The organism is Rhizobium sp. P44RR-XXIV, assembly GCF_001999485.2.
Classification (GTDB): domain Bacteria; phylum Pseudomonadota; class Alphaproteobacteria; order Rhizobiales; family Rhizobiaceae; genus Rhizobium.
Map to the genome: position 1 here is coordinate 1031488 of NZ_MPVZ02000029.1, position 22835 is coordinate 1054322.

The following is a 22835-nucleotide window of genomic DNA, read 5'->3' on the forward strand; positions in this document are numbered from 1 at the left end:
CCCGATCGAGCAGGCTTGCGGCTTTCACATTCGCCGCAAGCCCGTTCGCTATTTGATGTATCCGAGGCTGCGCGGCAGGGAATTCGTGATATCGGGCACGAACGCGATGATCAGCAGGCAGACGAAGAGGATCGCGAGATACTTGGCGATCGGCTTGACGGTCGCTTCCAGCGGCACGTTGCCGACGGCGCAGCTTGTATAGAGCCCGAGGCCGAGCGGCGGCGCGAAAAGGCCGAGGCCCATCGCGACGATCAGTACAATGCCGTAATGCAGCGGTTCGATCCCGAAACTATGGGCAACCGGCAGCAGCAGCGGTCCAAAGATGATTAAAGCCGGTGCTCCTTCCAGCGCCGCCCCCATGACGATCAGGATCAGGATCGAGACAATCAGGAAGGCCCAGGCGCCAGCCCCATGCGTCAAGCTGATCATCATTTCAGCCAGCATATGCGGGACCTGCGCGATGGTGATCGAGAAGGCGACCGTCTGCGAGGCGGCGACCACGAAAAGGATCATGCCGGCGAGGGTTGCCGATCGTTTGAAGAGCGCCAGCGTGCTCGCCCATGTCAGTTCACGGAAAGCCAGCGCGCCGACGATCAGAGCGTAGGCGACGGCAAAGGCGCCGATCTCGGTGGCCGTTGCAAAGCCCGAGCGATAGCCGCCGAAGATGATGACGATCACACCGAGGCTGATGCCGCCGCTTCCAAGAAGGCTGCCAAGGCTCCGATCCGATTTCTCGACAATCGCGGGTGCGTCCTTGCGCGAAAAGATGACGACGCCGGCAATCAGCGCCGTGGCCATCAGGATTGCGGGGTAGATGCCGGCGGCGAAAAGCCCACCGATCGAAATATTGGCGACATAGCCGAGAATGATGAGATTGATGCAGGGCGGGATCGTTTCGGCCATGACGGCGCTCGCCGCCAGGAGAGCGACACCGTCGGAAGGGTTGTTGCCGGAACGACGCATCGCGGGCACCATAACCGTGCCGACGGCCGTGACATCGGCGAGCTTCGAGCCGGAAATGCCGGAAAAAAGCACCATGCTCAAAACGGTGACGATGCCGAGGCCGCCGCGCCGCTTTCCGACGCCGCGCCGCAAGAGTTCGATCAGGCGAACGGACATGCCGTTCACTTCCATGGCCAGACCCGTCAGCACGAAGAAGGGGACGGCGAGAAGCACGACGTTGTCGATCCCGCTATAGGCTTGTTGGGCAAACACGGCATAGGGGATGAACCCGTCGCCGGTGATATAGAGCAGCGCGCCGGCGCAGAGAGCAAATGCGATTGGAATCCCGGAAGCGAGGCAAATGGCAAAGCCGAAAAGGAGCAATGTAAGAGCGCCCGGCGCGTAGTCCGGCAGGAAGAACATCCATGCCGCAACGACGGCTCCAATGGCCAGCAGGCCACCCAGCGCGACGAGAATTGCGTGCGCGGGATAGGCGAAGAGCCTGGCTGCTGTGAAGATCGCCATGCACAGACCGCCGGCGATCAACGGATAGATGAACAGGTTCTGCGGCAGGCCCGTCGAGGTCACCTGCGTCCAGGCCGTCTCGCAGTATTGAACCGCAAAGACAACGAATGCGATGGAGACGACGAACTCGACCCAGAGGCCGGCGGCCTCCACGACAACGCGGTTCTTTTCTCTCAGATTGTCACGGAGAATGCGGATACCGACGTGATGTCCCTTGGCGACAGCAGCGGCGCCACCAAAAAAGGCGACGCCGATCAAGAGCATGCGCGCAACCTCATCCGCCCACAGGATGGTATCGTTGAATGCGTAGCGCCATAACACCGAGACGATGACGACCAAAAGGTCCGCCGCCAGAAATGTGGCCGCGAGCACTTCGACGAGTGTCTGAAGAGCGCCGATGAACGGCGCTCCCCTGACGGCGGGAGCCTGCGCACCCGGGACGACGGCATCGACCAACATGGTGCTCATGCCTTGACGATCGCGTCGAGCACCGGCTTGGTTGCCGGGTACTTCGTTGCAAAATCGTTCCAGAGCGGCTGCACCAGCTTCTTGAATGCCGCGCGATCGACCTCATGCGTCTCGATGCCATTCTTCTTCAGCGTCGCAAAAGCGGCCGTCTCGATGTCGTTCGCCTTGCCGCGCTGGAATGCCGTTGCTTCCGCGGCGGCCTCCTTGAAGGCGGGAAGCGTTTCAGCCGGAATTTTCGAAAGCGCCCGCTTGCCGATGACGATGGTTTGTGGATTGCAGATATGCTGGGTCAGCGAAATGTGCTTGGCGACCTCATAGCACTTCAGTGCCAGAATGGTGGGGGCATCGTGCTCCATGCCATCGATCACGCCCGTCTGGAGTGCCGTATAGACTTCGCCCAGCGACATCGGCGTTGGGGCTGCCCCCATCGCCTGCAAGGTGGCGACGAAATTCGCCACGGGCAGGACGCGGATCTTCTGGCCCTTCAGCAGTTCCGGTGTGTTGGCCGGCTTGCGGGCCGCGATATTGCGTCCGCCGAAGCTATAGGCCCAGCTCAAGACTTCGACGCCGATCTTGTCGGCGAAGATACCGTTGAGCACGGTTCCGGCATTGCCATCCAGAACGGGGCCGGCCGCGCTCATATTATCGAAGAGGTAGCCGAGATCGAGCACGCCGACTTCCGGCGCGAGTGTGCCCCAGATGGAAGAGCCTGATATCATCATGTCGACGATACCGAGCTTCACCTGGCCGACGATATCCGCTTCCTTGCCGAGCTGATTGTCCGGAAAATACTGTATCTGGATCGCGTCCCCGACTTTGGCCTTCAAGGCGCTCTGGAACTTATCGTACCAGAGCCAGTGCGCCGAGTTTGGATCCGATGGGAGCGATGACGATAGCCGTAATGCTATCGGCGCCGCAAAAGATGGCGCGGCACGTCCGATGATGGCGAATGCTCCCACAGCCGCCAGCGATGCGCCGAAAGCACGGCGCGACATTTGTATGTTCTTCATGGTTCTCCTCCTTGCAAGACGCGACGTGCGTCCCTCCTCCATTGCTTGAAGTTGAATGCGCATCCGTTAGTCGGATGCTGATCTCTCCGCGATCCTGACCGCCAGCGGCGGGCAACCGTCGCAAACGGCTTCTCCGAGTTGGCCGATTTCGATCGCGTGAACCCCCGTCGTGGCACCCGCTATGACGACGTCGCCCTTCTTTAGGCCGCGGTTGCGCGCGGCCAGGTGGTTGACGAGAAAGAGGAAGGCATCGAGCGGGCCGCCGTTTACACCGACCGCGGCACCCTCACCGATCGTTCTCCCATCGATGCGCATCGCGGTTTTCAATTGGTCGATGGCCCCGCTGTCCCAACCCTTGATTTCCGCGCCCACGGCAATTCCGGAATTGTTGCCGAAATCGGAAACGATGGCCCAGGGGCCGATATCGTTGATGGTCGGGAGGGGCGAGCCGGCAATCTCCATTGCCAGATGTATACCGGCGATAAAGGGCTGCAATTCCGGCTTGGTCCACGGCGTCGAGCGTGGAGCGATATCGCCCCCAAGGACGATGCCAATCTCCGTTTCCACGGCAATGAAACCGCCTGCTATTACCGGTATTTCCCCGATTTCGCCCGGCTGGACCCGGATCACCGATCGGGAAAAGGCGGGTCCCGACATGCGGTCGGATTTCAGCTCGGTTCGCAGGTCGGGATGAATTGCCGCAACCTTCCAGCCTGCAATTTCATCCGGCCAGAGCGCGATCGACCGTTCCTGTATCGCATATGCTTCGGGCAGCCCAGCTGGCAAATCCCCTGGGAATCCCGGGAGGGGCCTCGCTTTCCGTCGCGCCATGTGAAAGGCTTCGGCGATGGACGCAGTTGAAGACATGGACAAAATGCTCCCGAACTGGTACTAGTATGTTGTTGTATGGTAGTATTAACTCGTATTCCACTGAATGCAAGTAGCTCGGAGGACGGATTGTGAATATTGAACGCGGGCAAGGTGGTTCTGCGGCTCATCGCCTGGGCCAGGAGCTCTTGAAAGCCATCATCGCGTTGGAGCTTCCGCCGGGCATGCGGCTTTCTGAGCAGGAGATCGCCGAGCGCTACGGCGTTTCCCGTCAGCCGGTGCGCGAAGCGCTGATCGCACTGAGCCGCCAGCGCTTTGTCGAGGTGGTTCCGCAGCGCGGCACGATCGTCGTGAAGATTTCGGTTCGCGAGCTGATGGAAGCCCGTTTCCTGCGCGAGGCCATTGAAAGCGCAGTGATCCGTCGGGCTTGCGAAAGCTTTTCGCCCACGAGCCGGGGGCGTATCGACGATTCCCTCGACGCTCAACGCCGTGCCGCCGCCAAGGGCGATCACTCAGCGTTCCGGCGCTTCGATGAGCTCTTCCATGTAACACTCGCCGAGGGTGCCGACTGCCCCATGGCCTGGACTATCGTCGGTGATCTGAAGGCGCATATGGATCGCGCCTGCCAGCTGACACTTCAGGGGCCTTCGGTCATGCAGGCGCTGGTGGCTCAACACGAACAGATCATTGCGGCGGTCGACGCGCGCGATCCGGAAGCCGCTGAAGCCGCAATGCGCAATCACCTGACCGAAATCCTGCGCGCGCTGCCCGAAGCCGAGCAGCGGCACCCCGAGCTGTTTGCTTGAGGTAAAGCCCGAGGGTTCAAGAACTATCGGCGCTTTAGGGGCGCCGGAGTTCTATTGCTTTCGTAAAGGAGCGCAGCTCTTCACGCGGAGATGGAGCCCACCTGCGTACCTCGTGCCTTTCAGGCATAGCGCCGGTTGAAACGGGAGAGCAGCAGCAGACCCTTCTGCAGCAGGATAAAGGCGAACAGCAACAGGCCGATCAGTATCTTCGTCCACCAGCTGGAAAGCGTTCCATCGAAGGTGATGTAGGTCTGAATCAGGCCCTGTATGAGGATCCCGATGAGTGTTCCCCCCACGAACCCCGCTCCTCCCGTCAACAGCGTTCCGCCGATGACCACCGCCGCGATGGCGTCGAGCTCGACGCCGACCGTGGCAAGCGAATATCCCGCCGATGTGTAAATCGAGAAAACGATGCCGGACAGGCCTGCGAGGAAGCCGGACAAGGCATAGATATGGATCGTCGTGCGGCCGACCGGAACGCCCATAAGCTCGGCCGTCTGCACGCCACCGCCCAACGCATAGACATTGGCGCCGAAGCGGGTCCGATGCGCCAGAACAATACCGCCGGCAAAGACCAGCAGCATGACGCCGCCGATCAGGGTCAGCCGGCCGCCGCCCGGCATCAGCCAATAGAGATCGTTGAGCTGCGAATAGAAATCATGCTCGATCGGAATGCTGTCGATCGACAGGACAAAGGCGATCCCGCGCGCCAGAAACATTCCCGCCAGGGTAACGATGAAGGGCGGCATGGCGAGATAATGGATGATCGCGCCCATGCCGGCGCCGAAAATGGTGGTGATCACCAGGACCAGGGCGAAGGCGATCAGCGGATGGATCGAGGTGTCGCGCAGGATGATCGCCAGGAAAACACCGGTAAAGGCGATGACAGAGCCGATCGACAGGTCGATACCGCCGGAGATGATCACGAAGGTCATGCCGACGGCGGCAATTCCGAGGAACGCATTGTCCGTCAGCAGGTTGCCGACGACCCGCGTCGACAGCATGGTCGGATACTGCAGTGCGCAGCCGGTATAGGCGAGGATGAAGATGACGATGGTTGCGAGCAGCGGGAGATATTTCGAATTCACTTTGCCTGCTCCTCATGGATCATTGCCGTCTCGCCACGCCGCCGCCACAGAAAGGCCGAAAGGGACTGCAGCGCGGGAGACTGGATGACCAGGATGATGATGACGATGACAGCCTTGATCACCAGATTGAACTCCGGCGGAAAGCCGGAGAGCAGGATGCCGGTATTGACCGACTGGATGATCATGGCGCCGATCAGCGAGCCGACAATGCTGAAGCGCCCTCCAAGCAGGGAATTGCCGCCGATGACCACGGCAAGGATCGCATCCAGCTCGAGCCACAGGCCGGCATTGTTGGCATCCGCACCCTTGATGTCGGCGGAAACGATGATGCCGGCAATGGAGGCGCAAAGGCCGCTCAGCGTATAGACGGCGATCAGCAGTACCGGTGTCTGGATGCCCGACAGCGTGCTGGCGCGGCGGTTGATGCCGATAGCCTCGACCAGCATGCCGAGCGCCGTGCGCCTGACAAGCAGGATGACCGCCAGCCCCACCGCCAGCCACACGACGACCGGCATCGGCAGCCACGCGAAAGATCCGCTACCGAAGAAGATCAGGCCATCATTATTGAACGTCAGAATGACGCCTTTTGTAATCAATTGCGCAATGCCACGGCCTGCGACCATCAGCACCAGTGTCGCGATGATCGGCTGGATGCCAAGAACCGCGACCAGAAACCCGTTCCACAATCCGCATGCGATCCCGACGCCGATGGTCAGCATCAGCGTGTAGGCCAGAGAATTTCCGGTAACGATCGTCGATGCCGCCACGGCGCCGCAAATTGCAATCACCGCCCCGACCGAGAGGTCTATGCCCTTCGTGGCGATGACCAAGGTCATACCGATCGCAAGAAGCGCCACCGGCGCACCGCGATTGAGGACATCGATGGCGCTGCCATACAATCTGTCGTTCTGGACCTCCAGATGAAAGAAATGCGGGAACATGATAAAATTCAAGAGGAGGATGGCTGCCAAAGCTATGAGCTGGGGCATCAATCGGAACAAGGAGGCCTTGATCTGGGAACTCATGCTTCCTCCCGGCTCTTCTGCGTTGTCGCGATTGCGTCGACAATGTTGCCTGCGGTTATCTCTCCGCCCGTCAGCTCGGCGATATGCTCCCGGTCGCGCAGCACGATGACCCGGGAGCTATAGGCCACAAGCTCTTCCAGTTCGGAGGAGATCACCACCAGCGACATTCCCTGCCGGCAGAGATCCTCTATCAGCCGGATGATCTCGGCATGCGCACCGACGTCGATGCCGCGCGTCGGCTCATCGAGAATGAGGAAACTGGGATTGGTTGCCAGCCAGCGCGCCAGAATGGCCTTCTGCTGGTTGCCGCCCGACAGGAGCCTGATCGGCTTTTCGCGGTCGGTCGTGCGGATATCCAGCGCCTTGATGTAGCGGTCGGCGATGGCGTTCTGTTCGCTGCGCGGCACCGGCCTCGCCCAACCGCGGCGCGCCTGCAGGGCCATGACGATGTTCTCTCGAATGGAGAGGTCGCCAATGATGCCATCGGTTTTTCGATCCTCCGGACAGAAGCCGAAGCCATTCTTGATGGCGGCCCGCGGGCTGGACAGTGCGACCACGCTGCCTTCGACCGTCGCCTCGCCGCTATCCGAACGCTCGACGCCGAAGAGCACTTCCGCGGTCTCCGTGCGCCCGGACCCGAGCAGGCCGGCGATGCCGACCACCTCGCCACCGCGCACTTCCATGTCGAAGGGCTTGATCTTGCCGCGTTTGCCGAAATTGCTGAAGCGGTATTTCACCGGTCCGCTTTCGTTGGCGGTCTGCCTTGCTGCACTTTCGGTATGTGCAAGCTCGCGCCCCAGCATCATGGCGATCAGCGTTTGCCTGGGAAGACCTTCCGCTTCCCGCGTGCCGACCAGACGGCCGTTGCGCAGAACCGTGATGCGATCGCAGATCTCGTAGACCTGCTCGAGAAAATGCGTGATGAAGACTATACCCAAGCCACGCTGTTTCAGCCGTCTGATGATGCCAAACAGCAAGGCGACCTCCTGTGTGTCGAGGCTCGCCGTCGGCTCGTCCAGGATCAGGACTTTGCCGGAAAGATCGACGGCGCGAGCGATCGCAATCACCTGCTGGATGGCAACCGAGAACCTGTCGAGCTGACGGCCGACATCGATATCCATGCCGTATTGCGACAGCAGATCCCTGGCCATACCGTTCATGACACGGCTGCTGACCATGCCGAAGCGCCTCGGCTGCCGACCGAGAAAGAGGTTTTCCGCCACGCTCAGATTCGGAAGGAGATTCACCTCCTGATAGACAGTTCCGATGCCAAGCTTCTGCGCCGCGAGCGTATCATGCGGATCGATCTCGATGCCATCGAGGCTCAGAATACCCCCATCGCGGCGATAGGCGCCGGTCATGCATTTGATCAGCGTCGACTTTCCCGCCCCGTTTTCTCCGAGCAGCGCATGAACCTCTCCGCGCATCAGAGTGAAATCGACATGATCGAGAGCGGTCGAGCCGGGGAAGTATTTACAGAAGCCTGTCGCTGTCAGAAGTCGCTCGGCGTCGTGAGCCATGAGGCGTGAATGTCCTTGGATTTGAGCCAGTATGCAAAGACGGTTGCCGGCGCATGCAGATGATGCGCCGGCATTCGATATTGAGAGACTGCATCGGCTATATACTTACCGAATGCGGTCGGCCTTCGCCTCAGTAGCCGAGGTCTTTCTTCTGCTCGTAGACCTTCTGCGGATCGTCAGCCTGCGTGTAGAGCTTGGACTCGGTCTGGATCCACTTCGGCGGCTCCTTCTTGTTCTTCAGATAGGCATCGAGCGCATCGAAGGCGGGGCCGGCCATGTTCGGCGTCAGTTCGACGGTCGCGTTCGCTTCGCCCGCCGCCATGGCCTTGAAGAGATCCGGAACCGAATCGACTGAAACGGTCAGGATGTCCTTGCCCGGCTTCAGGCCAGCTTCCTTGATGGCCTGGATGGCGCCGACAGCCATGTCGTCATTGTGGGCATAGAGCGCGCAGATGTTCTTGCCGCCGTTTTCGGCCTTCAGGAAGCTTTCCATGACTTCCTTGCCCTTGGAGCGGGTGAAATCGCCCGTCTGGCTGCGCACGATCTTGAAGTTGTCATGGCCCTTGATGGCTTCTTCGAAGCCCTTCTTTCGGGCGATGGCCGGCGAAGAGCCCGTGGTGCCCTGCAGCTCCACGATGTTGCACTTCTTGTCGCCCACCGTCTTCACCAGCCAGTCGCCGGCAACCTTGCCTTCATGGATCTGGTCGGATGTAACAGCCGTCAGATAGAGATCCTTCGGCGCATTGATGGTGCGATCGAGCAGGATGACGGGGATCTTCGCTTCCTTGGCTTCCTTCAGCACGGCATCCCAACCGGTCTCGACAACTGGCGCGAGCAGGATCGCATCGACGCCCTGGGCGATGAAGGAACGGATCGCCTTGATCTGGTTTTCCTGCTTCTGCTGCGCATCGGCAAATTTCAGATCGATGCCGCGTTTTGTGGCTTCCTGCTTGGTCAAGGTCGTTTCAGCGGCACGCCAGCCGGACTCCGAACCGATTTGTGAGAAACCGACAACCAGCTGCTTTGCAGACGCAGACGTGAACATGCAGGCAGCAAGGATCGTGGCACTGATCAGTGCAGTCTTGAACTTCATGATTTCCTCCCAAAGGCCATCTCCTCAGGCCCGCCGTCAAAAAATCATATAGTAATACTTTTGTAAATCAGCAATCGATGATGCACCGCACAATGAATGCCGAAACCTTGCGCGGCCTGTTGAGAGACCGTTGCGGATCGACCTCTCTTTCCGCAACCTCGATCTTTCGAGGCGATAAAGCAGTCCCGATCCGCGCTAGTTATAGGTAATCGTGTCAGCTGTACGCGGCCGATTGAAGAAATAGCGGTCGAAGCTGTAGCCACTGACACCGGTAAAGCTTCCGAGGAATGCGGAAATCGGCGTCGTAAATTTATATTGTACCCGGGTCAGAACGACCTGGACGCCGCCTTCCTGTATCTTCGCAGGCACGGTGATCGGGCTTGCCGAGCCTGCGGCAAGCGAAGACGTATTGAGTGCTGCCGACCAATTTACCGTCGCGTTGCCATTTGCCGACACGTCCTCCACCGCCACGGTAATGGTCAATCCCGTCGTATCGTAGGGCTGCAGGATGAAGCTCATTCCGGAGAGCAGCCCGGCAACATTGGATTTTGTCCAGGTGCCTTGTTGCGAAATAACATCTCCCGTCGTGGAAGCAATTTGATCGAGCTTGCGGTTGACGGTCAATGCATGTCCGAGATCCAGGGTTGCCGCCAGCAGCAGCAGCAGAATTGGCAAAAGAAGCGCAAACTCCACCGCTGAGGCGCCATTGCGATTGCTTGCGAAGCGCCGAATGCTGAAGGTTCCGATGCGGCGCTTGGGCCGGGCATGTTTGATCGTCATCTCAGGAGGGCTCGTTGCGAAACAGCACAGTCGCACCAAGGAGGTAGCGACCGTCCGCCAGCTTTGCGCTGGAATAGGTGAAGTAATTGACGACAGAACTCCACGGCAGAAATGCCTGCACCAGCATGTAATCGCTCGCCTTGCCGGTGGCGAAGGTCTCCGTGACCTTGAGGTTGCCTGTGCTGTCGATCGGAGTGGCGCTGGTGACGGCAGACAGGTTGGAAATGACGTCGACCCTGATCAGGAGATTGTCCGAACAGCTGAAGGTAAGGGTCATATCCGCGCAGATTTTTGCCTTGAAATCGGTGAGTGTCATATTGGCCGAGACGGCCTCTCCGGTACGGATCATGCGGGATATCTTCTGCACCGATGCATCGAGGCTGGATGCCGCGAAGAACATCACGGAGACCTCTATGATGGCGAAGATCATCAGGGACAGCGGAAATATCAGCAGCGCGAACTCGACCGCAGCCGCTCCTTTGCGATCGGCAAACAGATGGCGCAGGAACCTCAATGATCTGGGGCGCATCATTGCGTCAGCCGTACGGATGCAAGATATTGCGTGAAGAGTGCGGACAAGCCGGACACAATATCGCTCGAGGAAGACGCGGAAATGAACAGGCTCTTGGACGAGGCGCAGTCCGCGAGCGCATAAGGAATATAGTCGCGACGTGTGATGCTGGCAGCTATGCCGCTATCCATGGTGCCGCCCCAGGTGCTGCGCCAATTGGCACTGGCCATCGTCGAGCCAACGGTATTGTTGTAGCCCCAGTCGGTGGTGATCGGCAGATATTCGGTATAGAGAACCGCCATGGTGTTCGACTGGTTCTTCACATAGCCACACCAGTCGGGATTGATGGGAGCGACCTTGTTCCAGTATGGTCCGGCGGTCTTGATTTTAGATCCGGACCACGTCACGCCATCGGTCACCCACTCGCGCTTCGACTGGACGCCGTCCGTGAGCAACAGGACCAGCTTGAGCGGCTTGGCGAGGGAACTGCCATCGCCGCCACTGCCGACTTTCTGCTGCAGAGCCGGCAAAGCCACATCGAAGAACGTGTAGTCTGTGGAGGTCGCGCTGGTCAGCCCATAGCTATCATTCGAGAGGCGCTTCCGCGCATCGGACGTCTCGAGTGTCGGCGCCAGAACCTCGGTTATGGTGTCGCCAAGACTATAAAGTCCAACCTTGATACGCTCGTGATTGCTGTCGGCCTCGTCTATCAGATCGATCACTTCGTTGACAGCATCGACGGCAACATCCGCCCGCAACTTTATGCCCTTGGCATGCGCATAGGCGTAGTTGTCGGCATAATTCACACCTGCCGAGGTATGCGCGTCTCCGGTATGGCAGGCAAACTGGCATCCGATCCCGCTATACATGGCTTGCTGACCGGCGGTTGTTGCGGCCAGTAGCATCGAGGGTGACTTGTCGATAACGATATAGACATTCAAATAGGACGTTGCCGGTCCTTTGACCGAGCTTGCAACGCTAACCGGAACATTGTCGATATTCGCAATCTTCATGAGTGTTGTCGGAACAACACCATTTGCAGTCGCCGTTATCTTGTGGTTGCTGGTATCGATTGCTATATCTGAGATTGTATAACTGCTCTCGGATTGCGAACTGAACCAATCAGTAACTTTCTGTTTAAGAGCATCAGTGTCTGCGGTATCGATCTGCTTCACTGCCGCAATCAGCGCCGCGTCGAGATCACTTTGTAGGCGTTGTCTGACATTGTAGGCCCGGATATAATCGAGGCTGGCGCCAACAGCGAGTATCATCGGGACTATTGATAGGGCCACAACAATCGCGACGTTGCCGCTTTTGTTCCGAAACAGCGCGCTGATTAGAATCCTTAAACGATCGCGTGAGATGAAATATCTTTGCTTCAAAATCCGCACCAACATTTATCATACTAATGCACAACTCAGGCCGCCTTTGGGTTAAAGAGTTGTTTACGCCTGCGTCGGGGACGAGGAAGGCCAGACCACACGGCAAGAATTATGCGCAATTTGGCCATGATGCGCTTTTTGGATACGATATATGCCGTGCTTAGTGCCTCAGAACGAGGCTTTATGCAGGAGTAGGATACTACTTGCTTGGTGACATTGGCGGATCAAATGGCTGTATCTTGGCTCTAAGTGAGCAGTGATCCACTTAGTCATCTACATTGCACTGCATATATTCAATCGTTTAGTCCACTACATACATATTAATAAGCAATGCCTTATATAGACCATACGTGCGTAATTAATTTAAATTGTCTGAAATATAATATTTTAGGAAGGCATTATGAGCAGCTTTTAGCTCACGAGATGCATGCATTGATCGCGGGTGGTTCTAAGCCTCATTGCGCCTGGATAGGCCGCAAGAAATGTATTTTTGATGGTCATTGTGTTCACAGGTAATGCTTGAAGTGAAAGCTCAGCATATTCCAATTAGGCATTATAATTGGTGAGACAGCCAAACGATTGATCGGGACTTACCCTCTGGTCACCAAATTGAAGCGACAAGCCGATTAGCGCAGCTGAATATCCGATTTGCGCATCCGATTTCCCTCTCCGCTCAAGAGTTTGAAATATTTAACTAATTCTCAGCAATTCGCACCGCTTTGTGACAGCATGGCATTGGCTCGCACGGTTCCAATCCCTTTCGGGAGATTTGATCCTTCCGTAAGCCGAAAGCATCACGCGAGGGACCTAAGCTCTTCGGATGTTTGCCACCTGCGAAATGAATTTCGCTGGTTTAAATGATCGTCACGCCAAAGCAGCCGATCGCCCCATGCTCCCTGTGAAGTGATATCCCGCCTATGAGTGGGACAAAGGATGCGGTTCGAACGCCGCAGCATCAGAGAACCAAAGCTGTGTGACGCTGAAGCTGAGTGCCTAGATTAAAGGATCATCAATGAGCAATGTTATTCCATTCCCTCCCAGCCATCTCCACCATGCGTCCGACCATGATGAGATCGACTTCGATCTTGCGCAAAAGCAAATCGAGAGTGCCCGCAATCAAATTCGGGCCATTTTTGAAGAATTGCTCAGCATCCAGGAGAAACTGATAGAGATCCCTACAACTGCGGCTCATCCAGATCGCATTGAGCTCAGACAATCCCGCCGAATATAACAGATACAAAAGATACTCATCGATATTACGAGTGCCTATTTCACTTAAATTGAGTATTTTATGAAAATAAGAGATAAATACCTTCATCGGAAGCCAATTCATCCCTCTATCGAACACTATATTCAATCTATCGGGCGGTATTATGTAGCTGCTATCATCGTCATGACGATACTGATCAGCGCGACTTATGAGACAGTCGAGATTGCGCTGGAACGTCATTCGCTGCAGCAGGATGTCAGCTATCTTGTCGGGCGCCAATTCATCCGCTTTCAACAACTTGCCATCGAAACGCGAGCCGTCATGCGTGCTTCGATCGACCCGAACACACCCGACTATGTCGTGGCGCCGATGATTGACGATGTTCGAAGCGCAATCGCCGATATTCGAACCATGAGCAAGAAGCTTGAAGAACTGAATGGCAAGATAAGCGCCAATCTTCTGGAGAAGCTCAATAAACATGACACAGGGTCAGAGACCTTGCGGCTCGATCTCTCCCAACGGCTTGAGGACTTCCTGGAGCGTGCCGAGCGCGTGATGTCGACAACGGCAGAAGACCGCCGACAACGCTATTCCTTTTGGGGACCGATTGACTTTGCCGCCTCGTCCGACAGTCTCCTTATGCGCCAGTTCAGGGCGCTGATTGATAGCGCGCATGACAGAAGCGACGGCAGCATAGATCACGCACGTCTCATAAGCGCCGTGTTACTGGGCCTTATCGCAGCGACGCTCATTCTAGCCACGACAATCCTTTTCCTGCCGCTTCTGAGAAAACTCCACAGCGAGCATCGCAAGACGCTTGATTTTGAGAATAAACTCACCCGGCTTGCCCATACGGATGCGCTCACCAACCTCAACAACCGCTCTGCTTTCAACGATTCACTGACCGAGTTGTTTGCCAGTCAGAAAAAAACGGGGGCAAACTTCTCGCTCCTGCTCATCGACCTCGACAACTTCAAATCCATAAACGATAACTTCGGCCATCCAGCAGGCGACGCGGTGCTTACGCATGTTGCCGATGCCCTTCAAAGGACCTTTCGCGTCGGCGACGTGGTCGGACGGCTGGGTGGTGACGAATTTGCCGTTCTTATCCCAGGCGTCGGCGATGGCTCGGCGCTCGAGATTGCCGCAGGCCGCGCTATCTCAGCGATCGCTTCGGAATGTCATTTCGAAGGTCGCCTGATCCCAGTATCCGCTAGCATCGGCGGCGCAGCAGCTCCCGCGCACGCAGCAGACGAACCGAGCCTCATGCGGGTGGCGGATCTTGCCCTTTATGCGGCAAAGGTCAAACGCGGGACGGTGGTCATTTTCGATGAGGCCTCGCTTGCTCAGCGTTTGGAAGAAAACCAACTCGCAGCAGCCCTGGCGCTCGCCCCCGCGCGCAAGGAATTCGTTGTCCATTACCAGCAGAAAGTCGATTTGCGAACCGGAGAACATCTTGGATTCGAGGCTTTGGTGCGCTGGAACCATCCCCAGCTCGGCATCCTACCGCCCGGACGCTTCCTGCCGCTGATGGAAGGATCGCATCTCGTGCGCAGCATGACATGTTGTGTCGTGGATATCGTCGCGTCCGACATTCAAGCCTGGAAGGCAGCCGGTTTGCGGCCCGGCCCGATTGCGATCAATCTTCCAGAGGTCCTCCTTGTCGGACGGGAAGGCTATGAGCTCATCGAGAACGCCACCCGGATCCATCAACTCGAATGGCACGATTTCGCGGTGGAGGTACCGGAAGACGTTTTCCTCAACCGCGGCACCAATCAAATACTGGAAACCATCACGCGTTTCCGACAACACGGCATGCCGGTCTCCCTCGACGATTTCGGCACGGGCTTCGCGTCGCTTGTGCATCTTCGCGATTTTCCGTTCGACGAGTTGAAGATCGATCGCAGCTTCGTCGCCGAAATCGGCAACGATATCCGGTCCGAACAGATTGTGCGGGCGATGGTCGATCTGGCGGGAAATCTGGGCAAACGGTGCATAGCTGAGGGCATTGAAACCCATGCGCAACGCGTCTTCCTCCTCAAGATCGGCTGCGATATCGGGCAAGGCTATCTTTTCGCCAGGCCCGAACCAGCGGCATTGGCAACGGCGCGGCTGCAGGCCGATCGAAGCGTCAAACGGCTGCCGACAAAGCGAATGAAGCGAACGGCTGGCTGATCAATTTCGACGAGGCGCTGCGCGCCATTACCACGCATGACGATCGGGTGGAGATCCCCAAATGAAGAAGATGATGCAGGTTGCATTGGCCGCAGCTCTGGCCGCGGTCAGCCCTTCGGAGCGCGCAGTTGCCGCAGACAAAATGGCGGTGGACGTCGTTCACTTCTGGGTGTCGAAAAGCGAGGCGGCGGCACTCGATGTATTTCGCAAGGCCTGGCTCGCCGGCGGCAATCAATGGGCCGATGTGCCCGCTGAGAACAAGGTCGCCGTTCAGCGCATCGTCAGCGATCGCATCGCCAATGGCTATGCCCCGAGTGTGATGCAATGGAATGCCAATGAAGGGTCACGGGAACTGCCGGAGATGGGAATCGTGCAGGACATCAATGATGTCGCAACGGCCGATCATTGGCGGGACTTCATCCCGGCCACGGTTTTCGACCGCATCTCCTATCAAGGAAAGGTCTACTTCGCGCCGACGAACATTCATGCCGAAAACTGGCTTTGGACAAGTAAGACGATATTCGACCAGGCCGGAGTCCGGACGCCCGCGACATGGGATGAGATTTTCGATGCAGCCGAGAAGATCAAGGCATCCGGGCATCTGCCGATCGCGCTCGGAGGGACGCGCTGGGAGATATCGTTGATCTTCAACGATATTATCTATCATGAATTTGGCCCGGATGGGTATACGCGCCTCATGGGCGGTGATGCCAGTCTGGTGCAGGATCCGCGAATGATTGCCTCCTTGAAGATGCTCTCGAGGCTATCGCAATATGTCGAACCGCTCGAGACAAGAAAGAACAAGACCTGGGCCGATGCGACAGCTGCAGTCGGCAGGGGCGACGCGGGCATGCAGTTCATGGGTGATTGGGCCAAGGGCGAGTTTGTTGCGAGAGGTTATGAGGTCGACAGGGATTTCGATTGCAGCCTGGCTCCCGGCACCGCCATTGCCTACTTCATGGTCATCGACGCCTTTGCCTTTCCGCTCACCAATCGTGAGGGAGCAGCCGATGCGCAGCGTGCCTTTGCGCGCATGGTTCTTGACCGAGACAACCAGGTCGCCTTCAGTCGCTTCAAGGGCTCGCTTCCTGTTCGCACCGATGTTGATCCGGCGGGATTGGATCGTTGCGGCAAAATGGGTCTCGAGATGATCAAGGCGAAGAACCGGGAGGTCAGCGCTCAATCTCAGGCGATGCCCTCGCAGATGTCAGAAGGCTGGATCGGCGTCGTCGGCGACTTCTTCAACAGTGGAACCACCACGCCTGAGGAGGCACAAAAGCGCCTCTATGAGGTCTTGACCCAACACTGAGGCGGGCGACCCGATATCGCTCACCTGTCACTGGAACTCCATAAGGGTGGAGGCGCGACCGGCAATCATTTGCCCTGGGCCTTGACGGTCAAGGTCTGCCGGCGCGCTTTTTCGTTTCCGAAGGGTTTTCTCCATAAGTCGCCCTGTAGACGGCAGAAAATCGCCCGAAATGGAAAAATCCCCATTTCAGGCAGATCTCGCTCACGGCCTGGCTATTTTCGGGATCAAGAAGGTCTTGTCGCGCCTCTCGCAGGCGAAGCTTCATGAGGTAGGCAAGCGGCGTCGTGTCCTTGAAGGTGCGAAAGCCGAGTTGAAGCGCCCGAATGGATACTCCGGCCGCTGCCGCTACCTCGGTCATGCCGATGGGTTGGCTGATATTGGCCTGCATGAACTCGATCGCCCGACGGACGTGCCGTGGGGCTATCAAGCTCGGCTTTTGGTCCAGCAAGTGCGATAGCCGGTGAGGAACCAGACGTATGACGAGCTCGGCGAGTGCCTGCGTAATATGAGACATGGCGATCGGAGACCGCAACAACGGGCCGTTGTCGCGCATGCCGTTCATCATCGTTGCCGCCAGGTTGCCGATGGTCTGGCCAACCGCTGTTGTCAGGCTCAATTCGGGCAGCAGCTGCAGGGAGCCGCTAAGGGATTGTTCAAAGGTCTGATCAATGGTCTGTAAAATGACAGACCAGCCAAGCAGCAATTCATCTATCAAATTTGACTGACCGTACATAGTGACGCTGTCTGGCTCGAAGTTATTATAGAGCAGCAGCTTTCCCTCTCCCGCCTCCGCCATGCGCGCGCCATAGGCCACTCCCATGCCGCCGTTTCGCGGAATGACGATGGACAGATACTCCGCGGTGTCGCGCGTTGGCTCGATCTTGAACTGGAACTCATCCTGATGATAACCGCTGAGCAAGACCGCGTTGTCATGCAGGGCAATGTCGATCCCCCAATGAAAGTCCGAGACCTGCCCGATCGGCTCGGCACTAAAGGCGCCGAAGGCTCCACCGAGCGTTTCAATCATGTTGTCGAACGAAGCGCCACTGTAGCGAAACGAGTTTGAAAGAACGCTATCGTCTGGCATGAGATCCTGGTGGCATGTTTTCTACAGCGACGGTTGAATCATGGTAGTTGGGTTCGCGGTTCCTACAGCGAGGCTGCTGCTCGTGAGCGTGTATCGCTCGGGCTTTCTCCGAAAGCATTGCGATAGACGACAGCAAACCTGCCTGGATGAAAGAAGCCCCATCTCGTGCAAATCTCGCGCACGGACTGCAGATTCAGGGGGTCGCGAAGCTGGTCGTGGGCGGCCTTCAACCTTATCGCGCGCAGATAGGCGCCTGGCGACGTCCCCTTGAAGTCCTTGAAGCCCATTTGCAGGGCGCGCAACGAAACTCCGACATCGTCCGCCACCATCGATATGGTGAAGGGCTCGGTAATTCTGGCATACATGTAGTCGATGGCACGCCGGACATGCCAGGGCGCGACCGTCGACACCTTCTTTCTTTCCAAATGCCCCGACAGGCGATGGGGAGCACACCGGAGCACAAGATCGGCGAGCGTCTCGCTCATCGCCGCGACTGCAAGAGGTGAAGACATGAGCGGGCCGTTGTTGCGCATGCCCTGCACGATCGTCATGACCAGGTTGCCGATCAATTGGCCCGAAGGCGTTGCAAGGTCCACAATGGGCTCAAGATCAAGCGTCTCGAAGACAGGAGCTTCCAACAGCGACACGAGCATCCGCCTTATGATCTTCCAGTCCAGCAAGAGAGCATCCGAGCGGTGCGGACCGCCTTGGAGACAGCGATTGCCTATCTCATGATTGTTGCCCATCAGAAGATGGCCTGCCCGACCTTCAACGGCTCTTTTACCAACGGTGAACTGAAACGAGCCTGTGCGGGGAATGTAGAACGCAAGGTGCTGCGGGGTTTCATCGAGCGTGCGAGCTTCCCAAGGGCTTTGATAGGTGGAATGAACCGCGGTAAAAGCGCCGCTTCTGCGCAGCTCCACCGCCCAGCCGAAGCCCCGTTCTCTCCCCAACGGCTTGGCGCCAAACGCACCATAATTGGTGGAAAAAGCTTGAACCATGGATTCGAAATCAGTGCCCTCATGGGTTGGCACAAAGCCGCCAACGGGGTGCTCGGGAGCATGTGCAGAGTTCTCGAATCTCGGTAGAATCATGCAGTTCGGTTCTTTCCCTTTTATCTATTCCGCCTCGTTCAAAGTGGTCGCTACGCTGGGAGTGCCTTCCATTCCCGTCATTCGCGAAAGGCCCTTGCCGCGGCTGGATTGGCCAATCTTGTTCATGTATGCAGGATCAGTAATTGGGAATTGAGCTGCGCACTTTGATCGAATCGAAGCACCTGCCAGCGCAATTCACACTTACAGTGTAAATCAAAAAGATCTGTAAATGAAGTATGATCCGTTAGAGCATGTTGCGGCCCATTTCCTGCGAGAGTCGCAACCCAAACGGGTTGCGTCCCGCAATGAGCGCGACCTGTTGCGTTTGATCTGGAAGTCTCCCGGGATAGAGCGCTCCGAACTGACCGAGCCGCTCGACCTTACCCAACAATCCCTGCATAGGATCGTCGCGCAGCTTCGTGATCGAGGAATGATAACGTTCACGTCGTCGGAAACGCGTCGACCCGGCCCACCCAGCCCAGGGCTCAGTCTTTGCAAAGACTGGTGCCTGACACTCGGCATATCGATAAATGTGGGGTCGATCGGCCTATGCCTGATGGGGTTCGGGGAGCCGCTGGAGAAGATGGAAATTCCGCAGGAAGGATCCTCCCTCTCCGTTGAGATGGATCGGATCGAAGCCGCGATTGAGGATCTTCTTACCCTCAGGAGTGCAAAACGGCACGACATACTGGGCATCGGCCTTGCTGTCAGCGGCCACCGCATGCTGGAAACCGCTTTCAATTGCCCACTACCACTCGCCCACTGGTCATTGATCGACCTGGCACCGCTGCTGGGAAAGCAACTGGGCTTACCCGTTTGGGCAGACAATGTCGCCCGCACGGCGGCCTTGGCCGAAGCAATCTTCGGCGTGGGCCGCGAGAGCGCAGACTTCGCCTATATCGCCCATCTCCATGGTTACGGCGGCGGACTCGTTTCCGGCGGAATGCCATTTCGGGGCAGTTTCGGGAATGCGGGTGAATTTTCCGTGCTCTTCGATCGACAGGACTACGAGAACCGCCCCGCGCTTGGTAATTTGCTTCAGCATCTGCGCTCCAAAGGCCGCTCAGACCTGACGCTGAAGGATCTCAAAAGTGAAGCTGCGTTGAACCCGGATGCTATCACCGAGTGGATCGACCGCGTCACGCCGGCCCACAATCGCGCCATCAATGCGATCTGCGCAGTGTTTGACCCGGCCTTGATCGTCCTTGGCGGCGAACTTCCTCACGCGCTCGCAGGAATGCTCATCAAGCGAACCGAGATTAACAATCTACCGCGACATGGCGCATTGCGCGACGTCCCCAGGCTCGCTGCGGCTGAGGTGATTGATGCTCCGGGTGCAATTGGAGCGGCATTAATCCCTCTGTTCGAGACCGTATTGTGACGTCGCCACCGCCGCTAGGAAATTGAGATCCTTGCCGATGGTGATATCTGGTGGCTGAGCTAATGCGGTGAGTATCAGCGGACAGCGTATCCGAGCTATCTTCGCGGCTGTCGGGAGCGCCGAAATCGCCCGCTCACGAATCGCGTAAATCGATTAATCGTTCCGCCGTGAACTTGTCCGTCACCAGCATGTCTATGACGCCGATACGAAGCGCTCCCGCGATCGCCGCAGTTTTTTTCGCCCCGCCTGCCAATGCAATAACCCGGTCGATCCGTTTCAGATCTTCGATCGGAAGACCGATGACGCGATCGTCGAGCGGGGTTTTCACCAGCCCGCCATCCTTGTTGAAGAACCGTAGCGAAATGTCGCCGACAGCCCCGGCTTCTGCGAGATCGGCAAGTTCGCGCGATGAGAAGATATTGCCGGACCGTGTCAGCAGTTCGGACGGCTCAACACCGCCAATACCGACGATGGCAAGCGAAATGCTGCCGAAGAGGTCCATGGTTTCGCGAACAAAGGGATCGGCCTGCATCAGGAGCTTGGCTTCACGCGAACTTGTAACACCCTGCACAGGCAGGAGCTTCGGCTCAGCTCCGGTCAAACGAGCAAGGCGGGTGGTAAGCTGGGTGGCATGCGTCTGAACGGACGGATCGCCCATCCCACCCAGCGTTTGAACCACATATTTGACCTGAGCGCTCTTCTGCGGATGGATGTTTTCGACCATATTGAAGATCGTCTGGCTCCAGCTCGACACACCGATGATCTCGCCGGGGGCAAGCGTCACCTCGAGCAAATGGGCGGCGGCCTCGCCGATCCGGGCCATGATGGCGGCGTCACGGTCTTCCGTGCACTCGACGACAACGGCTTCCGGCAGGCCGTATCTTTCCCGAAGCGCGCTTTCGAGTTCGGTATAGGTTCCGGCTGGCGGGATTACGCTGGTGCGCACGATATCTTCGGCTTCAGCCCGTTTCAGCATTCGTGACACGGTTGCCTGCGACAGACGGAGGTGCTCGGCGATCTCTGCCTGTCGCCGCTTTTCGATGTGATACATCTGAGCAACTCTCGAAATCAGGCGAAGTTCGTGCAAACGGGCCATATCGGTTCCAGCGTGAATTTTTATTCACATTTAACCGGTGTGTGAGGGAACGTCGAGCGGGCGAGTGCATCATTCCACGTATTCAAAAGGCCAGTCCGATCGAGGCCTTCAGGGCGGATTACTTGCGTGCTGCGTGGTAACGCCGCGATTACCTCCATATCCGTCCACATGCCGAGCGAAAGTCCGGCGAGATAGGCTGCTCCGAGAGCGGATGCCTCCGGCGCTTCACACTGAACGACGGCATGCTCGATCAGGTTCGATACGCATTGCATCAGGAAGCGATTCTGGCTCGGTCCGCCGTCGACATAAAGCGCACCGAGTTTGCCGCCGCTCTGAGCCCGCATGGCGGCGATCACGTCGTGGACCTGGCAGGCGATCGAATCCGTGACCGATCGAGCCATCTGGGCTCGGGTCGTGGCAAAGTTAATCTGGGAGAAAAGTGCGCGGGCATCGGAACTCCAGTAGGGAGCGCCGAGGCCGACGAAGGCCGGCACGAACCCCGGCCCTCCCGGTTCGGCTGTTTCAGCGAGATCGACGAGAGCAGCTACATCGGCAAGCCCCAGAATCTCCGCCATCCAGGGAAGGCTCGCGGCCGAGACGAGAATATTGCCTTCGAAAGCGAAGGTCGGCACGCCCGCAATCCGCCAAGCGACCGTCGTGGTAATACCGTTCTGCGGTGCGATGAAGCGCGGAAGCGTCGTCATGACGGAAGAGCCGGTCCCGAAAGTCACCTTGGCGTCGCCTGGCTTGAAGGCTCCGTGACCGAAGAGCGCCGCGTGGCTGTCGCCTATGGCGGAACGGATCGGCGTACCGTCGGCAATGCCCGCGAGCCCCCGCGTCACGCCGAAATCGGCTGAGCTGTCGAGCACCTCGGGGAGCAAGCCAATATCGACTTCGAAGATTTTCCCGAGTTCCTCGCTCCAGGCCTGGCGCTTGAGGTCGAACAACTGGCTGCGAGCCGCATTGGAGGCATCGCAGACATGGCGGCGACCACCGGTCATGCAATGAATGAGCCAGGCATCGATCGTGCCGAGACGCACACGGCGCCCGGCCGGCACACGATCAAGCAGCCAGCGGAATTTCGCCCCCGGAAACATCGGGTCGAGCGGCAGCCCGGTCAGCGCCTCCACCCGGTCGAGGCGGCCTTCCGTGATCAGGCGCTCGCAGTCCGGCGCTGTGCGGCGGCACTGCCAGCTCAAGACAGGACCGAGCGCTTCGCCGGTCTCTGCATCCCACACCGTCACCGATTCACGCTGGTTGGACACCGCCACGGCCTCAATGGTAACGGCGGGGGCGCCTTTCAGACAGGCCTCGATTGCCTCGTAGACAGAGGCATAGATGCGGCGCGGATCCTGCTCGACCCATCCCGGCTGCGGATAGGAAATGCCGACGGCGGCAGAGCCTCGCGCCAGGACCTCTCCCCTCTCGGAAACCAGCACTGCCTTGGAATTGGTCGTGCCCTGGTCGATCGCCAGAATAGCCCGCATCATCTTCTCCTCAAACGA

At 58.0% G+C, this 22835-nt stretch carries 19 protein-coding genes; 4 read left to right on the forward strand and 15 right to left on the reverse strand.

The window, feature by feature from the left end; genetic code table 11:
- Positions 1 to 48 precede the first annotated feature (48 nt).
- The 3 genes from BSK43_RS30755 to BSK43_RS30765 form a co-directional block, all read right to left on the reverse strand.
- Entirely contained in the window at positions 49 to 1935 is a 1887-nt protein-coding gene (locus BSK43_RS30755) for a TRAP transporter large permease subunit (RefSeq protein WP_246662735.1), read from the reverse strand.
- Positions 1932 to 2945 (reverse strand): TRAP transporter substrate-binding protein, encoded by a 1014-nt coding sequence (locus BSK43_RS30760; RefSeq protein ID WP_077467299.1) that lies wholly within the window; start codon positions 2943 to 2945, stop codon positions 1932 to 1934. The genes BSK43_RS30755 and BSK43_RS30760 overlap by 4 nt, the downstream gene beginning before the upstream one ends.
- Before the next feature lie 66 nt (positions 2946 to 3011).
- Positions 3012 to 3731, reverse strand: coding sequence for a hypothetical protein (locus tag BSK43_RS30765; RefSeq protein WP_077467300.1), 720 nt, complete (start codon positions 3729 to 3731; stop codon positions 3012 to 3014).
- A 173-nt stretch (positions 3732 to 3904) separates the two neighbouring features.
- Between BSK43_RS30765 and BSK43_RS30770 the strand changes: the two genes are divergently transcribed.
- Positions 3905 to 4579, forward strand: a complete 675-nt coding sequence (locus BSK43_RS30770; RefSeq protein WP_077467301.1) for a GntR family transcriptional regulator — start codon at positions 3905 to 3907, stop codon at positions 4577 to 4579.
- Positions 4580 to 4698: 119 nt separating this feature from the next.
- Here the strand turns inward: BSK43_RS30770 and yjfF are convergent, their stop codons facing one another.
- The 8 genes from yjfF to BSK43_RS30810 form a co-directional block, all read right to left on the reverse strand.
- Positions 4699 to 5667 (reverse strand): galactofuranose ABC transporter, permease protein YjfF, encoded by a 969-nt coding sequence (yjfF, locus tag BSK43_RS30775; RefSeq protein ID WP_077467302.1) that lies wholly within the window; start codon positions 5665 to 5667, stop codon positions 4699 to 4701.
- The gene (locus tag BSK43_RS30780) at positions 5664 to 6692 is read right to left on the reverse strand and encodes an ABC transporter permease (RefSeq protein ID WP_077467303.1); all 1029 of its coding nucleotides are present in this window, start codon (positions 6690 to 6692) and stop codon (positions 5664 to 5666) included. Before BSK43_RS30780 ends, yjfF begins: the two co-directional genes overlap by 4 nt.
- Complete coding sequence (gene ytfR / locus BSK43_RS30785) at positions 6689 to 8212, reverse strand: galactofuranose ABC transporter, ATP-binding protein YtfR (protein ID WP_077467304.1); 1524 nt, start codon at positions 8210 to 8212, stop codon at positions 6689 to 6691. Before ytfR ends, BSK43_RS30780 begins: the two co-directional genes overlap by 4 nt.
- 130 nt (positions 8213 to 8342) lie before the next feature.
- On the reverse strand, positions 8343 to 9305 hold the full coding sequence (gene ytfQ, locus BSK43_RS30790; RefSeq protein ID WP_077467305.1) for a galactofuranose ABC transporter, galactofuranose-binding protein YtfQ: 963 nt from the start codon (positions 9303 to 9305) through the stop codon (positions 8343 to 8345).
- A 195-nt stretch (positions 9306 to 9500) separates the two neighbouring features.
- Complete coding sequence (locus BSK43_RS30795) at positions 9501 to 10085, reverse strand: TadE/TadG family type IV pilus assembly protein (RefSeq protein ID WP_077467306.1); 585 nt, start codon at positions 10083 to 10085, stop codon at positions 9501 to 9503.
- 1 nt (position 10086) lies between these two features.
- The gene (locus BSK43_RS30800) at positions 10087 to 10617 is read right to left on the reverse strand and encodes a TadE/TadG family type IV pilus assembly protein (RefSeq protein ID WP_077467307.1); all 531 of its coding nucleotides are present in this window, start codon (positions 10615 to 10617) and stop codon (positions 10087 to 10089) included.
- Entirely contained in the window at positions 10614 to 11993 is a 1380-nt protein-coding gene (locus tag BSK43_RS30805) for a TadE/TadG family type IV pilus assembly protein (RefSeq protein ID WP_077467308.1), read from the reverse strand. Before BSK43_RS30805 ends, BSK43_RS30800 begins: the two co-directional genes overlap by 4 nt.
- A 994-nt stretch (positions 11994 to 12987) precedes the next feature.
- Positions 12988 to 13311, reverse strand: a complete 324-nt coding sequence (locus BSK43_RS30810) for a hypothetical protein (protein WP_169055461.1) — start codon at positions 13309 to 13311, stop codon at positions 12988 to 12990.
- Here BSK43_RS30810 and BSK43_RS30815 point away from each other — a divergent pair.
- Both BSK43_RS30815 and BSK43_RS30820 read left to right on the forward strand, forming a co-directional pair.
- Complete coding sequence (locus BSK43_RS30815; RefSeq protein ID WP_077467310.1) at positions 13270 to 15363, forward strand: EAL domain-containing protein; 2094 nt, start codon at positions 13270 to 13272, stop codon at positions 15361 to 15363. The two genes, BSK43_RS30810 and BSK43_RS30815, sit on opposite strands and share 42 nt — an antisense overlap.
- 61 nt (positions 15364 to 15424) lie before the next feature.
- Positions 15425 to 16672, forward strand: a complete 1248-nt coding sequence (locus BSK43_RS30820; RefSeq protein WP_077467311.1) for an ABC transporter substrate-binding protein — start codon at positions 15425 to 15427, stop codon at positions 16670 to 16672.
- 88 nt (positions 16673 to 16760) lie between these two features.
- Here BSK43_RS30820 and BSK43_RS30825 read toward each other — a convergent pair whose 3' ends face one another.
- Together BSK43_RS30825 and BSK43_RS30830 are read right to left on the reverse strand one after the other, a co-directional pair.
- The gene (locus tag BSK43_RS30825; RefSeq protein ID WP_077467312.1) at positions 16761 to 17759 is read right to left on the reverse strand and encodes an AraC family transcriptional regulator; all 999 of its coding nucleotides are present in this window, start codon (positions 17757 to 17759) and stop codon (positions 16761 to 16763) included.
- Positions 17760 to 17821: 62 nt separating this feature from the next.
- Positions 17822 to 18853, reverse strand: coding sequence for an AraC family transcriptional regulator (locus BSK43_RS30830; RefSeq protein ID WP_077467313.1), 1032 nt, complete (start codon positions 18851 to 18853; stop codon positions 17822 to 17824).
- Between the two features lie 229 nt (positions 18854 to 19082).
- Here BSK43_RS30830 and BSK43_RS30835 point away from each other — a divergent pair, with 229 nt between their 5' ends.
- Positions 19083 to 20234, forward strand: a complete 1152-nt coding sequence (locus BSK43_RS30835) for an ROK family transcriptional regulator (RefSeq protein WP_077467314.1) — start codon at positions 19083 to 19085, stop codon at positions 20232 to 20234.
- 133 nt (positions 20235 to 20367) lie between these two features.
- Here the strand turns inward: BSK43_RS30835 and BSK43_RS30840 are convergent, their stop codons facing one another.
- Together BSK43_RS30840 and BSK43_RS30845 are read right to left on the reverse strand one after the other, a co-directional pair.
- Positions 20368 to 21330 (reverse strand): sugar-binding transcriptional regulator, encoded by a 963-nt coding sequence (locus tag BSK43_RS30840; protein WP_077467315.1) that lies wholly within the window; start codon positions 21328 to 21330, stop codon positions 20368 to 20370.
- A gap of 20 nt (positions 21331 to 21350) precedes the next feature.
- The gene (locus BSK43_RS30845) at positions 21351 to 22817 is read right to left on the reverse strand and encodes an FGGY-family carbohydrate kinase (RefSeq protein ID WP_077467316.1); all 1467 of its coding nucleotides are present in this window, start codon (positions 22815 to 22817) and stop codon (positions 21351 to 21353) included.
- Positions 22818 to 22835 lie beyond the last annotated feature (18 nt).